Below are 14,386 nucleotides of genomic sequence, written 5' to 3'. Positions count from 1 at the left end.
CATCACCCGCAGGCTGCGGAGTGTACCACTGTCCATTCGATGGGGGCCCTGACGTGCGAGGCGGCCGGAGCTCGGCGCCTGGGTCAGCTCCGTCGAGCCGAGGCGCTCAATCGCAGCCCAGGTTCGCGCAAGGGTCGCAAACAGCGGGCAGGCAATAGCCGTCGACCACGACATTCCTCGCGCAGAGGGCGTCCAGCACGCTGCCGAACGAGCTTTCACCGGGGTTCCCCGAGAGAGAGACCTGCGCGCAGTGGTTGAATACGACGTCGTTCAGCGGAGACGCGTCCTCGATCAGGTTGTCCGACAGATCCAGCGTGACGATGAGCGGCACGCCCAGGAGGGGCGTGAGGTCGGTGATGGAGTCGGAGCGCGCCTCGATCCGCTCGAGGCCCGCGAGCCCCGTGACCCAGCTCAGATCCGCGCCGTTCGCTCCGATCTCGCTGATCGTCACCCCCCTCAGCTGCGGGTAGGCGGCGAGCAGGGACGTGTCCGTCAGCGGGTTGCGAGCGAGCCCCAGGTGCTGCAGGCTGGGCACGCTCGCGGGATCGAGCCCTGCGATCGACGCGATGTGATTGCCGCTCAGGTGCAGGTTCGCGAGGGCCGGAAGGACCGCGCCGAGGCTCACGTCCTCGACCTCCGCGTCATCCAGGATCAGCGTCGTCAGGGAGTGGAGGCCCGGCAGCGTCGCGAGGCTCGTCACCTTGGTGTCGGTGAAGTCCGCGTTGTTCAGGCGCGGAAACCTGGAGAGGCTCGAGAGCTCGGCGACGTCGGTGTGGTCAACCGAGAGATGGTACAGGGCGTGTGTACCGTCCAGCCCTTCGAGGGCCTCGAGCGGATTGCCCGACAAGATCAGGTTCTGAAGCTCCGCAAGGTCCTTGAGGTCTCTCGTCGACGAGACGAGATTGTCCTTCGCGTACAGCGAAAAGAGCGCCGGGTGCCCGGAGAGCGCGCCCAGCGAGACGATCCGATTCCCGTTCAGGTGCAGGTTGTAGAGCCGCGGCAGGCGCGCGAGGACCGAGATGTCCTCGATCTGATTGCCCTGGAGGAACAGCTGCTCGACCGATTTGGCGCACTCGAGGCCGCTCAGGTTCTCGATGCCAAGGCCGGCGAGGTCGAGCACTTCAGGCGCGGCGGCGACCGCCGCCCCCGGGATCGGTTCGCCGGCGCCGAGGCCGAGCTGCTCTCGCAAGCCCGCGGCGAGCGCTGGATCTGGCACCTCCAGATACCCGTTGCAGCCCTCCGGAGCTGGCCTGGCGTCGACGCTCGCGCCGCCCGGAGCACCCGTGTCGCTCGACGCGTCCCCATCGTCGACGACGCTGGCACAGCCGAAGAGGGGAAGGCACATGGCCCAGACGAAGGAGCTCCGCATTCTGGTGAGCATGAGGCGGCTCCAGCAAACCCGGTGCCGCCGCCGAGCACAGCCAATTCTGGCCGATCTGGCTCATCGGCCCGCCAAATGAGCCATCCTGCGCCATCTACCCTGTGCCAAGTCGCGTCCTGCTCGCTCGACGGGCGCGTTCCTCGACGGCGCGCCCCTTTCTGACGCGAGGACCACGGCGAGCGCCCCGGCCTATCGGCTCATCTAGGATTTTATCTCATGGGATAGGTCACGTACCGACGGGAGACGTCAGCGGCCCTCGCTCGCGCCCGTTCCCCCGGGGTTTCTGCGGTCGGCCCCGGCCGAGACCACCTTGGCATCCGCCCTGCAATACCCCCCAGCGTCCACGCCAGAGTAGCTCAGCGGTTAGAGCGCGAAAACAACTCCGGACGGTGTTCTCCGGCGCGATGAGCGCCGGCAGTGAGATCCGGGGTTACTTCCCTTCTAAGGACGAGGTCGCGGGTTCGAGTCCCGCCTCTGGCACCAGGGCGCAGCGCGGCAGTGAGCGTCACGGCTCCTTCGTTTGAACACGACCAACCCCGTGACCACCATCCTCCGCGCTGCGCCCGCTTTCTCGAGCGGGGCGCCCCTTCAACCTGCGCCCCGCTCTCGACCCCTCGCCGCGCGTGCGTCGAGGATGGAGGTGTCATCATGGCGTTCTTTCAGCATCTCAAGCGTCAGGACAAGCGCAGCGCCGACTCGCACCTGAACTGGATGGGCGGCCGCTCCTACGACATCGCCGATCCGCTGAAGCGCCTCCGCCTCGCGGCCTCGTCGTGCTTCTTCGGCGAGCCCATGTACTACCACCTCGACCCTGCGGATCCGCGCCCGGCGAAGGCCGTGAACGCGGCGAAGACGAAGGTGTCGGCGAAGGCCGCGAAGAAGGCGGCCGCCCGCGCGCGCCTCTCGGACGCCGAGGTGCGGCGCCTGCGCGAGACGCTCGGCGCCGTGGACCCGGCCGAGTGGCGCAAGCTCTCGCCGGCGGCGCTGATCGAGAAGGCCATCGACGAGGCGCTCGCGGCCGATCCGGAGGCGACGCTCGCCGAGGCGGCGCGGCTGCGCGAGGAGGAGCATATGCGCACGACGCCCCAGGTCATCCTGGTGCGCGCGGCGAACACCGCTTCCGTGCGCGGGACGGGCCTCGTGCGCAGCTACGCGCCGCGCATCCTGAAGCGCGCGGACGAGCCGGCGGTCGCCCTCGCGTACCAGCTCTACCGCTTCGGCAAGCCGGTGCCGAATGCGCTGAAGCGCGCGCTGCGCGACGCCCTCGAGCGCTTCGATGATCACGCCCTCGCGAAGTACCGGCTCGAGGGCAAGGGGAGCAAGACCGTGGACGTCATGAACCTCGTGCACCCGAAGAGCCCCAGCGTGGACCGCCTCGCGAAGGGCGCGCTCCGCGCGACGGGCCGCACCTGGGAGGCGATCGTCTCGGCGCGCGGCTCGAACCGGTGCGCGTGGCGCAAGGCGCTGCCGGTCATGGGCCACATGGCCCTGCTGCGCAACCTGCGCAACCTGATCGAGGCGGGCGTGCCGTTCGACCAGTTCCTGCCGAAGCTCGTCGAGACGGCCGCCGAGGGCAAGCAGCTGCCGTTCCGGTACTACAGCGCTTACCGCGCCGTGAAGGGCTGCGCGCCGGGCGCCGTGCTCGACGCGGTGGAGAAGTGCCTGAACCGATCGCTCGGCCAGGTGCCGTACTTCCCCGGCCGCGTGATGGTGCTCTGCGACAACAGCGGCTCCGCGCAGGGCACGACCACGAGCAGCCTCGGGACGATGCAGATCTCCACGATCGCGAACCTCACGGGGGTCGTGGCCGGGATGCGCGCGAGCGACGGGCACCTCGGCGTGTTCGGCGACCGGCTGGAGACCTTCGCGGTGCGCAAGCAGGAGAGCGTGTTCTCGCAGCTCGAGAAGGCGGAGCACCTCGCCCGCACGATCGGGACGGCGACCGAGAACGGCGTGTGGCTCTTCTGGGATCGCGCGATCCGCGAGCGGCAGCGCTGGGACTCGGTGTTCGTGATGAGCGACATGCAGGCCGGCCACGGCGGCCTGTACGGTACGCGGCCGAAGGACTACGCGGACTTCGCCTGGAACGGGCACTACATCGACGTGGCGAAGCTCGTGGCGACGTACCGCGCGCGGGTGAACCGCGACGTGCGCGTGTTCCTTGTCCAGGTCGCCGGGTACCAGGACACGCTCGTGCCCGAGTTCTACGACCGCACGTACATCCTCGGCGGCTGGGGCGAGGGGCTGCTGCGCTTCGCCGCGGCGATGGCGCAGGACTAGCGTCCCGTCCCTGGAGAGCGCGAACCCAAGGAGCGCAGCAGCGGGCGCCGAGTCCGCTGCTGCGCCAAGGACGGCCGATGGATCTGGGCGTCGGGCGACGACGCGGAGCGCACGGTCACGGCGGCTGACGGCACAACGCATCGCGGGCGCGCCTTCGCGCTCCTCGACGTGGTGAGCCTCGTGGCCTCGCTGTCGCCGGCGAGCGCCGCCTCGGGCTCGCGGGGGGCCCGCCCTTCCCCTCCGGGCCTGCGCCAGCCCGAGACGATCCTCGATCCGGCAGGCGCCGATCAGAAGCTCAAGGCGTTCGTCGCCCGCATCGCGCGCGACGTGCGGCGGTGAAGGTCGGCGCGGGCTGCGCCGTCACTCGCACGCGTAGCCAACTCCGCTGCAGTCGTTCGGGCGCTCGTCGCACGGCACATCGCTTCGATCAACGCTGCGACACACCGCCCCTCGCCTCTCCCGCCGTCGCCGAGCCGGACGCGCGTCGCACAATGGTAACGCGCCGCCCGTGCGGCTCCGCGATCGCACGAGTCCCGTTCCGCGCGAGCGATGTCCGCGCGCTTGTTCGCCGGCTGCAAGCTCAGGATACAGAAGTTGTTTTGAACGAAGCGATCGACCAGCGTGAACACGATATCCACGCTCGAGGAGATCGGCCCCTCGTGCCAGGCGCTCGGCGCTCCGCCCATGGACTAGCCCTTGTTTACCACCCGCGCAGGGCCGCCCTGGAGGTGGACGTTTCCACAGGTGCCGACGGCAACGTCGCTCGGCCCGATGAGCTCATCGCTCGCATGGAGCGACGCCGTGCACCCCTGACGGAGCGATCGCGACACCATAACGCAACGCGCCGCGAGCCGGCTCACCGACCGAGTCGGGGGCCGCTCACGGCGAGCGCGTTACGACGGTAGCGCGGGCTTCGTCAGGCCTTGGCGCCGAGCCCGAAGCCATCGTGCAGCGCACGGACGGCGAGCTCGGCATACTTCGTCGAGACGAGGCACGAGATCTTGATCTCGCTCGTGGAGATCGCCTGGATGTTGATCCCCTCCGCCGCGAGCAGCTGGAACATCCGCGCCGCCACGCCCGCGTGCGTCCGCATCCCGAGGCCGACGATCGACACCTTCACGATGTCCTCCTCGTAACGAATGCTCACGGCGCGCACGCCGCTGGAGACCTTCTCCATCACGAGCTTCGCCCGCGGGAGATCCGCCTTGCCGACGGTGAACGTGACGTCGGCCTTCACCTCGCCGGAGGCGCCGCGCGCCTCCAGGCCGTAGCTCGGCGCGTTCTGGATGATCATGTCGACGCTGATGTTCTCTTCGGCCAGCGCGCCGAAGATCTGCGCCACGACGCCCGGCTTGTCGTCGACGCCGACGAGCATCACCCGCGCCTCGTTCCGGTCGAGCGCCACGCCCGTCACCGTCACGCTCTCGAGAGACTGCTCCTCGCTGACGACCCACGTGCCCGGCACGTCCGAGAACGACGACCGCACATGCACCGGGACACCGTACTTCATCGCAACCTCCACGCTCCGTATCTGAAGGACCTTCGCTCCCAGCGAGGCGAGCTCCAGCATCTCTTCGTAGCTGATCCGCTCGATCTTCCGCGCCGTCTTGCAGATGTTCGGGTCCGTTGTGTAAACGCCGTCGACGTCCGTGTAGATCTCGCACTCGGCGCCCACCGCCGCCGCGATCGCCACGGCGCTCGTGTCGCTGCCGCCTCGGCCGAGCGTCGTGATGTTGCCCGCGTCGTCCACGCCCTGGAACCCGGCGACCACCGCGATCTTCCCCCCGGCCAGCGCCTCGTGCAGCCGCTGGGCGTCGATCGCCTTGATCCGCGCCTTCGTATAGGCGCTGTCGGTCAGGATCTTCAGCTGGTGGCCAAGGAAGCTCCGCGCCTTGCCCCCCTGCGCCTGGATCGCCATCGCCATCAGCGCGGCCGAGACCTGCTCGCCGGTCGCCGCCAGCGCGTCCATCTCCCGCGCGTCGGGCACGGGCGCGATGTCTGACGCCAGCTTGAGCAGCCGGTTCGTCTCGCCGGCCATCGCGCTGACGATGACCACGACGTCATGACCGGCCTGCTGTGTGGCGAGCGCCCGCGCGGCCGCCCGCTGGATGCGCTCGATGGACCCGACGGACGTGCCGCCGAACTTCTGGACGATGAGGCTCACGCGAGGTGTGGCCAACTAGTCCAACACAGACGCCCAGGTCAAGGAGAAATTCGACCGCCGCGCGCGCCCGGCGAGCCCGTCCTGCGCACGACATCTCGCGGAGAAACCGCTGCGACCCCGCCAAACCGGGGACAGCCCGGACAACCGTGCCCGGAGCAGCCCCGATCGCCGGGAATAAACCCCAGGTTCAACCGCTTCGGGTCGGCGCTGTTGACAGAGATCCACCCGCCGCTACGATGGCGCCGCCTTTCGCCTGGGTAATGGGTGATCCAGGGTGCTACAACGGCGCGCCCGCCGGCCATGGCGGGGGGGATCGCCAGGGGCGAACGACGGAGCCGGGCGCTCCGCTTCTCAAGGAACCATCTAAGGAGGTCATTTTGGCTAGCGATGTGATGATCGAGGCGAGCTCGCTGACCAAGCGCTATGGGTCGCTGCGCGCGCTCGACAAGGTGAGCTTCGAGGTCCATCGCGGCGAGGTCGTCGGCTTCCTGGGACCGAACGGGGCCGGCAAGTCGACGACAATGCGCATCCTCACCTGCTTCCTCTCGGCGTCGGCCGGGACGGCGCGGGTCCACGGGTACGACGTCTTCGACGACCCGCTCGATGTCCGGCGCAAGCTCGGGTACCTGCCCCAGCGCGCCCCGCTCTACGGCGAGATGAACGTCTGGGAATACCTCTCGTTCGTCGCCGACATGCGCGGCCTCGATCACTCGCTCTTCAAGAAGCGGATGAAGGGGATCGTCGAGGTGTGCGGCCTCGCCCAGGTGCTCGGCAAGGACATCGGCACGCTCTCCCACGGCTATCGCCAGCGCGTCGGCCTCGGCCAGGCGCTCGTCCACGACCCCCCGATCCTCATCCTCGACGAGCCGACGAGCGATCTCGACCCGAACGAGAAGGCGGAGGTCATCCGCTACATCAAGGAGATCGGCAAGGAGCGGACGATCCTCCTCTCCACCCACAACCTGTCCGAGGTCGAGGCCGCCTGTGCCCGCGCCATCGTCGTCTCCAAGGGGCGCGTCGTCGCCGACGGCCCGCTCGACGACATCCGCGCCAAGAGCGGCAAGGTCCGGTACGTCATCACCGTCCACGAGAAGAAGGTCTTCGAGGGCGGCGACGGTTACCGGTCGGGCGCGCGCAAGCCCCCGACGGCCCAGGAGGTCCAGGAGGCGCTCTCCGGTCTGCCCGGGGTGACCAGCGTCACCGAGCTGCCGACCGGCGACAGCGCCCACAGCTTCCAGCTGCTCGGCGCGCTCGGCGGCGACATCCGGCCCGAGCTCTTCCAGCTCGTCGTGCAGAAGGGCTGGCTCCTCCTCGAGATGCGGCGCGACTCGCAGAGCCTCGAGGACGTGTTCAAGGCGCTCACGCGCGGCGACGAGCGCAAGGACCGCGGCCGCAAGCTGATCACCGACGACCTCGAGGACGAGGACGAGGCGAGCGCGCCGGCCGACGACGAGGACGACGAGGAAGAGGACGACGACAGCGCCGGCGACGAAGCCAAGGACGGCGGCGACGGCGACGAGGACGAAGGCGCAGAGGAAGAAGCGCCCGCCAAGAAGAAGGGCTGAACGGTATGAGCACCACCCTGACCATCGCGAAGCGGGAGTTCCGCTCCAACTTCGATTCCCCCCTGGCCTATGTCGTGATCTGCTTCGGGCTGATCGCGCTCGGCGTCATCTTCTTCCTGATGAACGGCGGCTTCTGGCAGGCGGACCGCGCCTCGCTCGTGCAGCTGTTCAGCTGGGCGCCGATAGGCCTCTCCTTCCTCATCATCCCCGTCATCACGATGCGGCTCCTCGCCGAGGAGAAGCGGAGCGGCACGCTGGAGATGCTGATCACCCTGCCCGTGCAGGATCACGAGGTCGTCCTCGGCAAGTTCCTCGGCGCGTGGGGGCTCGTCCTCGTGCTCGTCTTCTCGACGATCCTCTACCCGCTGATGATGTTCGTGTGGCCCTGGCACCTCGGCGCGCTCGACAGCGGGCCGGTGCTCTCGGGGTACATCGGCCTCGTGCTCTACAGCGCGGCGGCGGTGTCGATCGGCCTCCTCATCTCGTCGCTGACCGACAGCCAGGTGATCGCGTTCTTCATCACCTTCCTGGTGCTCGGCTTCCTGCACGGCGTGGACAACCTCGCCGACTACGCCCCGTCGCTCATCCGCGACGTCCTCTCCTTCATCAGCTTCGACACCCGCCTCACGCCGTTCGCGCGCGGCATGGTGTCCACCCGAGACATCGTCTTCTTCCTCTCGATCACAGCGGGCTGCCTCATGGCCTCGTTCAGGGCGCTCGAGCGCAGGAAGTGGGCGTAAGGACCAACCATGGAACGGAAAGCCAAAGCCGCGACGCAGACAGGCGTCTACCTGGCCATCGTTGCCGCCATCCTCGTGGCGGCCAACGTCATCTCGTACGGCGCCTACAAGCGCTTCGACATGACGAAGACCGAGAGGTTCACCCTCTCGAAGGGCTCGGCCCACCTCGTCCGCGAGGGGCTCAAGCAGGATCTCCAGATCGACGTCTACGTCACCCGGGGGCTCCCGAAGCACGAGGCGTTCATCCAGGACCTCACCGACCTCATGAACGAGTACGAGCAGGCCTCGAACGGCAAGCTCCACTACGCGATCATCGAGGCGAAGACGGACGAGCAGCGCGCCGCCGCCAAGGAGGCGGGCCTGCAGGAGGCCGCCTTCGGCGAGGGGAGCGAGACCGGCCAGGATCAGGCCACGATCACCCGCGGGTTCATGGGCATCGCCTTCAAGTACGGCAGCGAGAAGGAGGCGATCCCGATGCTCTCGCCGGACCAGGCGCAGGGCCTCGAGTTCTGGATCACGAACACCATCCGCGAGATCCGCGACAAGGCGGACGCCATCGACACCAAGATCGGCGTCGTGACCGGCAAGGATGAGATCAAGCTGACGGACCCGAACCTCGTCGCGTCGCAGGGCGGCCGGGGCGGCGGCCCGTCGATGCGCGCGCTGCTCGAGCACCACTTCCCGTTCTACAAGTTCGAGGACGTCGATCTGAAGGGCGGCGACAGCGAGATCAACAAGGAGCTCGCCGGCCTCGTGATCACGCAGCCGGGCAAGGAGTTCACCGAGAAGGAGCTGCGCCGCATCGACCAGTTCATGATGCTGGGCAACAAGGCGCTCGCCGTGTTCGCCGGCGCGGTGAACCTCAAGGCGTCCGACCCGGCGATGAAGGCGTCGCTCAACACCTGGGGCCTCGAGAAGCTGCTCGACGGCTACGGCGTCGAGATGAAGAAGGAGGCGATCCTCGACTGGAGCCGCTCGATGGCCATCCCGGTGCAGACGCAGTCGGGCCAGATGATGTGGTTCCGCGCGCCGGGCATCCTCCAGCTCCAGGAGGACAGCCGCTTCGACGAGAAGGAGCAGATCCTCGACTCGTCGTTCCCCGGCTTCTTCCGCCTCCCCGAGCTCGCCTTCCCCTTCCCGTCGACCCTCGTGCCGCACCCGGAGAAGCAGCCCGAGGCGACGATGAAGGTCGTCGCGCGCTCGACGCCGAAGACGACGGTCGACGTGTCCGAGGCCATCGACATGAAGTTCTCGGCCGACTGGAAGCCGAAGGGCGAGTACGCGCAGCGCGCGATCGCGGTGACGGTCGAGGGCAAGCTCAAGAGCGCCTTCGGCGGCCAGGAGGGGCTCGGCATCAGCGCGCCCGCGGAGAGCGCGGACAAGGGCCGGATCCTCGTGCTCTCGGCGTCGCAGTTCCTCGCGAACCCGTTCGCCCGCTCCGGCAACCCGCCCCCCATGCCGCCGCAGATGGCGATGATGGGCGGGATGGGCGGCGACGAGGATCTCCTGATGCTCTCGCAGCCGTACGCGCAGAAGTACCTGACCGCCACCATCCTGGCGTTCAAGAACACCCTCGACTGGATGGCGGGGGACAGCACGCTGCTCGCCGCGACCGCGAAGATGTTCGGCGAGACGAACCTGACCTACGCGGGCATCGAGAAGCCGAAGCAGGAGGCCACGGACGATGAGGCCACCCTGGCCAAGAAGGCCGAGGAGTACCGGGCGGAGCGCAAGACCGTGCAGCAGCGCGTGCAGTGGACGCTGACGCTCCTGCCGGCGGCGCTCTTCGCCGTGTTCGGCCTCATCCGGTGGCGGCGTCGCGAGAACGCCCGCGAGAACATCACGCTCGACTGAGCCAGAGCCCCATCGGGTGAAAGAGCCATGAAGACCGAGCACAGAATCTACATCGCCCTCGCCGTCCTCGCGCTCCTCGGCCTCGGCGTGTACTTCACGCAGAAGAAGCAGAAGGACGAGCTCGCCGCGCACTCGGCGACCGCCGCCACGGCGGATCTGCCGAAGGTGGGGGTCTCGAAGGAAGACGTCGAGAAGGTCACGAAGATCGCGATCAAGAACGCCGACAAGTCCGACGTGACGCTCGAGAAAAAGGGCGACACGTGGGAGGTCACGAAGCCCGTCAACGCCAAGGCGAACGCGGCGAACGTGCGGAGCCTCCTCGACAACCTGAAGGAGCTCAAGCTGAAGGAGGTCATCGACCGGACGAGCGGCACGTACCCTCAGTACGAGCTCACGGACGAGAAGGCGGTCCATGTCGTCGCGTACAAGGGCGAGGAGAAGGCGCTCGACCTGTACCTCGGCAAGAGCGGCTCGCGCGGGCAGATGGCGCGCGTCGACGGGCAGGACGGCGTCTACGTCGCGGGCGGCTACTCGAGCTACCTCTACACGCGGGAGCCCAAGAACTGGCGCGAGACGTCGATCCTCAAGTTCGAGGACGAGAACGCTATCCAGGTCTCGGTCGAGAACAAGAACGGCCTGTTCAGCTTCTCGAAGAACGGCGACAAGTGGGCCGGCACGTTCGCTCAGCGCGACAAGGGCGGCAAGCTGGGCGCGGCCTCCGCGAAGTGGGAGAAGTTCGACGAGGCCAAGGTGAAGGACCTGCTGCGCGCCTACAAGAACCTCGGCGCGGAGGACTTCGGCGACGAGAAGTCGGACACGGGGCTCGACGCGGCGGCCTCGAACGGCGGCATCATCACGATCAAGCTGAAGGACAACGCGGGCGACTTCACCGTCAAGGTGGGCAAGACCGCGAAGGGCTCGAGCCGCTACGCCACGAAGGAAGGCGGCGACGGCACGATCTACGTGCTGTCGTCGTGGTCGGCCGACTGGGCCATCGCAGAGCCGAAGAGGTTCGAGAAGGCGGAGAAGAAGGACGACAAGAAGGGCGAAGACGCCCATGACGATGAGGCGGCGGGCCACATGGGCCTGGACGACGCCGAGTAGCAGACGACGTCGCGCATGAGAGCGGGAGGCGCTGGGAGACCGGCGCCTCCTTGCATTTTGTGCGCCCGCCTCCCGAAGCCACGTCGGCGTCTCAGCGGCCCAACCAGACACCCTCAACCTGGGTCGGCGCTGGCAACCTCAACCTGGGTCGGCGCTGGCAACCTCAACCTCGGCACCCTCAACCTGGGTCGGCGCTGGCAACCTCAACCTCGGCACCCTCAACCTGGGTCGGCGCCGGCAACCTCAACCTGGGTCGGCGCCGGCAACCTCAACCTGGGTCGGCGCCGGCAACCTCAACCTGGGTCGGTGCAATCGGCCCGGTGTGGCTCTCGAGCCACGCGAACCTCGATTCGCACTCAGGGGCCGATGTGACGAATATTCGACGCACTCTGCGCACGATTTTTCGTCACCTATGACCATGGCGCCCGGTGGGATCAGAGGCGTTCACGGCGGAATCAAGCCCAAACCCTGGATTCCCGTGTTTTCTGTTTGCCCTGGCTCGATTTTCGCTTATGGCTGCGCTCACTCAGGCCCCCGTTGTCCTTATCGGACGGATCACGACATCCGGCCGACCTGAGCCGCCAGAGAGCCTATGCGCACGTTCGTCGAAGTCCTTCAGCAGAATTCGGTGCACGCCGACCGCGCAGTCACGTTCGTTCGCAGCTCCGGGGAGGAGCGAGCGATCAGCTACGCCGAGCTCTGGGTCGAGGCGAGGCGCCGGGCCTACGCCCTTCGCAAGCTCGGGCTCCGCAAGGGCGACCGCGTCGCGCTGATCCTGACGGAGGCCGACGAGTTCGTCCTGACCTTCGTGGGCGCGCTGACGGCAGGCATCGTCGCCGTCCCGATGTACCCGCCGCAGTCGCTGGCCAAGCTCGAGGCGTACGGCGAGACGGTGCAGCACATCCTCGAGGCGTCAGGCGCCAGCGTGCTCGTCACGAACGAGCAGCTCAAGGAGATGATCGACGCCTACCTCGCGGCGAACGGAGAGAGCCGCGAGGCCCTGCCAGGCCTGCGCGTCGTCCTCGAGCGCGACCTGCGCGCGCGCGATGGGTTGGACGCGTTCGACGCATCCGACGCACCGCACGCGGCCGAGCCCTGGCGCGTGTCCCTCGACGACCTCGCGTTCCTGCAGTTCACGTCGGGGAGCACCTCGCGGCCGAAGGGCGTGATGGTGACCCACCGCAACCTGACGGTGAACAGCCACGCCATCATGTTCGACGGGCTGCGCTCCACGCCGGAAGATCGCGGCGTCAGCTGGCTGCCCCTCTACCACGACATGGGGCTCATCGGCTTCGTCATCGCGCCGCTCTACGCGCTCGTGCCGGTGATGTTCCTGCCGACGACGGCGTTCATCCGCCGCCCGTCGCTCTGGCTCGACGCGATCCACAGGTTCCGCGGCACGATCACCTTTGCCCCGAACTTCGCCTTCGCCCTCGCCACGCGCGCCGTCACCGAGGCGCAGGCGGGCAGCTGGGACCTCTCCTGCGTGCGCGCGCTCGGGTGCGGCGCCGAGCCGATCCAGGCCGACGTGCTCCGCGCGTTCCTCCGCCGCTTCAGCGAGCGGGGGCTCCGCCCGGAGAGCATCCTTCCCTCGTACGGCATGGCCGAGGCCACGCTGGCGATCACGTTCAGCGACCTCAAGGCCCCGCTCACCACCGATCGCGTGGACGCGAAGGCGATGCAGGCCGGCAAGGCGTGGCCCACGAACGGCGGCGCGTCGCTGGAGCTCGTCTCCTGCGGTCGCCCCCTCCCCTGCCACGAGCTCATCATCGCGGGCCCTGACGGATCGCCGCTCGGCCCGCGTGAGGTCGGGGAGATCTGGGTGCGCGGCCCGAGCGTCGCCGCCGGCTACTTCAACGAGCCAGAGGCGACCGAGGCGGCGTTCGGAGGGGGCTGGCTGCGGACAGGCGATCTCGGCTATACCGTCGCCGGCGAAGTGTACCTGTGCGGTCGCTCCAAAGACCTCATCATCCTGGGCGGCAAGAACTACTTCCCCCAGGACATCGAGCGCATCGCGTCCTCCGTCGAGGGGGTGCGCGACGGCCACTGCGTCGCGTTCTCGTGCCTCACCGCCGAGGGGGCCGAGCGCGCGATCGTCGTCGCCGAGGCCAGGCGGAGCGTGGCCGGCGTCGCGCAGGCGATCACCCAGGCCGTGCGTGCCCAGCTCGGCGTGCAGCTGTCCGAGGTCGCGCTGATCAAGCGGGGGACGCTGGCGAAGACGTCGAGCGGCAAGGTGCGGCGCCGCGAGATGAAGCGGCGCTTCGAGGCCGGCGAGCTCGAGGTCGCCTCGGATATTGACGAGGGCGCGACGCCCTCTCCCCATGGCGACGCGATCCGCGCGAGCGGACCGGCGTCGCGAACCGAAGGGGGTCGCGCGGGCGGCGCCCCGGCACGTGTCGAAGGAGTCATCGATGGGATCCAGTAAGGCCGAGGTCGAGGTCAGCTACGACGTCTCGAACGAGTTCTTCAGGCTCTGGCTCGACGAGCGCATGAACTACACCTGCGCCGTCTACGAGTCCCCCGAGCAGTCGCTAGAGGCCGCGCAGCTGAACAAGCTCCGGATCCTGTCGGACTTCGCCAAGGCGGGGCCCGGGAGGAAGGTGCTCGACATCGGCTGCGGCTGGGGCGCGGCGCTCGAGTACGTGGCGACGGCGCGCGGCGTGACGCGCGCGGTCGGCGTCACCCTGTCCACCGCGCAGGCCGCCGAGGTGAACGCCCGCAAGATCCCCGGCGTCGAGGTGGTCGGCGGCGACTTCCGGACCTTCGCGACGGCCGAGCGGTTCGACAGCCTCATCTCGATCTGCATGATCGATCACCTGTGCTCGCCGGAGGAGGCGCGCCAGGGCAAGGCGATCGACATCTATCGGGCTTACTTCAAGAAGGCCTGGGAGCTCACGAACAAGGGCGCCTGGTTCGGCCTCCAGACCATCCTCCGCAACCGGACGCCGCGGATGACGCCCTGGGGCGGGCTCCCCGCCGGCACGAGGAAAGAGCTGGAGGACATCTACTTCGTCACGCGGGAGATCTTCCCCGGCGGCCTGAACCCTCGGCTCGAGGACATCATCCAGGCGGCGAACCCCTACTGGGAGGTGATGCAGGTGAACACGCGGCGCGAGCACTACCAGCGCACCACCGCGGAGTGGCTCCGCCGGCTCAGGCTGAACGAGAAGACCATCCGGTCGACGTGGGGGGACAAGGTCTTCGACGACTACGATCGTTACCTGTCGACGTGCGTGAACGCGTTCGACAAGCACTACAGCTCCCTCGCTCAATACGAGCTTCGCAGGATCGACTGAAC

At 68.2% G+C, this 14,386-nt stretch carries 10 protein-coding genes and 1 tRNA gene; 9 read left to right on the top strand and 2 right to left on the bottom strand.

What is annotated here, in order from left to right:
- Positions 1-106 precede the first annotated feature (106 nt).
- Positions 107-1,381 carry a leucine-rich repeat domain-containing protein gene (locus WMF12_RS13220; protein ID WP_437871478.1) on the bottom strand — a complete coding sequence of 425 codons (1,275 nt, stop codon included), beginning with the start codon at positions 1,379-1,381 and terminating at the stop codon, positions 107-109.
- Positions 1,382-1,726: 345 nt separating this feature from the next.
- Here WMF12_RS13220 and WMF12_RS13215 point away from each other — a divergent pair.
- From WMF12_RS13215 to WMF12_RS13205, 3 genes are all read left to right on the top strand, one after another.
- A tRNA-Arg gene (locus WMF12_RS13215) sits at positions 1,727-1,864 on the top strand.
- 165 nt (positions 1,865-2,029) lie between these two features.
- Positions 2,030-3,661: a TROVE domain-containing protein gene (locus WMF12_RS13210; RefSeq protein WP_437871474.1), complete on the top strand. Its 1,632-nt coding sequence runs from the start codon at positions 2,030-2,032 to the stop codon at positions 3,659-3,661.
- A gap of 171 nt (positions 3,662-3,832) precedes the next feature.
- The gene (locus tag WMF12_RS13205) at positions 3,833-4,000 is read left to right on the top strand and encodes a hypothetical protein (protein ID WP_437871467.1); all 168 of its coding nucleotides are present in this window, start codon (positions 3,833-3,835) and stop codon (positions 3,998-4,000) included.
- Positions 4,001-4,577: 577 nt separating this feature from the next.
- Here WMF12_RS13205 and WMF12_RS13200 read toward each other — a convergent pair.
- The gene (locus WMF12_RS13200) at positions 4,578-5,825 is read right to left on the bottom strand and encodes an aspartate kinase (RefSeq protein WP_437745977.1); all 1,248 of its coding nucleotides are present in this window, start codon (positions 5,823-5,825) and stop codon (positions 4,578-4,580) included.
- Between the two features lie 377 nt (positions 5,826-6,202).
- Here WMF12_RS13200 and WMF12_RS13195 point away from each other — a divergent pair, with 377 nt between their 5' ends.
- The 6 genes from WMF12_RS13195 (at position 6,203) to WMF12_RS13170 (ending at position 14,384) form a co-directional block, all read left to right on the top strand.
- Entirely contained in the window at positions 6,203-7,390 is a 1,188-nt protein-coding gene (locus tag WMF12_RS13195; protein ID WP_437871461.1) for an ATP-binding cassette domain-containing protein, read from the top strand.
- A 5-nt stretch (positions 7,391-7,395) separates the two neighbouring features.
- Positions 7,396-8,130 carry an ABC transporter permease gene (locus WMF12_RS13190; protein WP_437535377.1) on the top strand — a complete coding sequence of 245 codons (735 nt, stop codon included), beginning with the start codon at positions 7,396-7,398 and terminating at the stop codon, positions 8,128-8,130.
- Between the two features lie 9 nt (positions 8,131-8,139).
- Positions 8,140-9,984, top strand: a complete 1,845-nt coding sequence (locus WMF12_RS13185) for a GldG family protein (protein WP_437745975.1) — start codon at positions 8,140-8,142, stop codon at positions 9,982-9,984.
- 27 nt (positions 9,985-10,011) lie between these two features.
- Positions 10,012-11,088, top strand: coding sequence for a DUF4340 domain-containing protein (locus WMF12_RS13180; RefSeq protein ID WP_437871449.1), 1,077 nt, complete (start codon positions 10,012-10,014; stop codon positions 11,086-11,088).
- Between the two features lie 592 nt (positions 11,089-11,680).
- Positions 11,681-13,513, top strand: a complete 1,833-nt coding sequence (locus WMF12_RS13175; RefSeq protein WP_437871445.1) for a fatty acyl-AMP ligase — start codon at positions 11,681-11,683, stop codon at positions 13,511-13,513.
- Positions 13,500-14,384, top strand: coding sequence for a class I SAM-dependent methyltransferase (locus WMF12_RS13170; protein ID WP_437871439.1), 885 nt, complete (start codon positions 13,500-13,502; stop codon positions 14,382-14,384). Before WMF12_RS13175 ends, WMF12_RS13170 begins: the two co-directional genes overlap by 14 nt.
- The last annotated feature ends 2 nt before the right edge of the window (positions 14,385-14,386 follow it).

The sequence above is a fragment of the Sorangium sp. So ce363 genome, from assembly GCF_051520435.1.
GTDB lineage: Bacteria > Myxococcota_A > Polyangia > Polyangiales > Polyangiaceae > Sorangium > Sorangium cellulosum_B.
The sequence above is the reverse complement of the archived record's forward strand: the minus strand, read 5'-3'. Positions and strand labels throughout refer to the sequence as shown.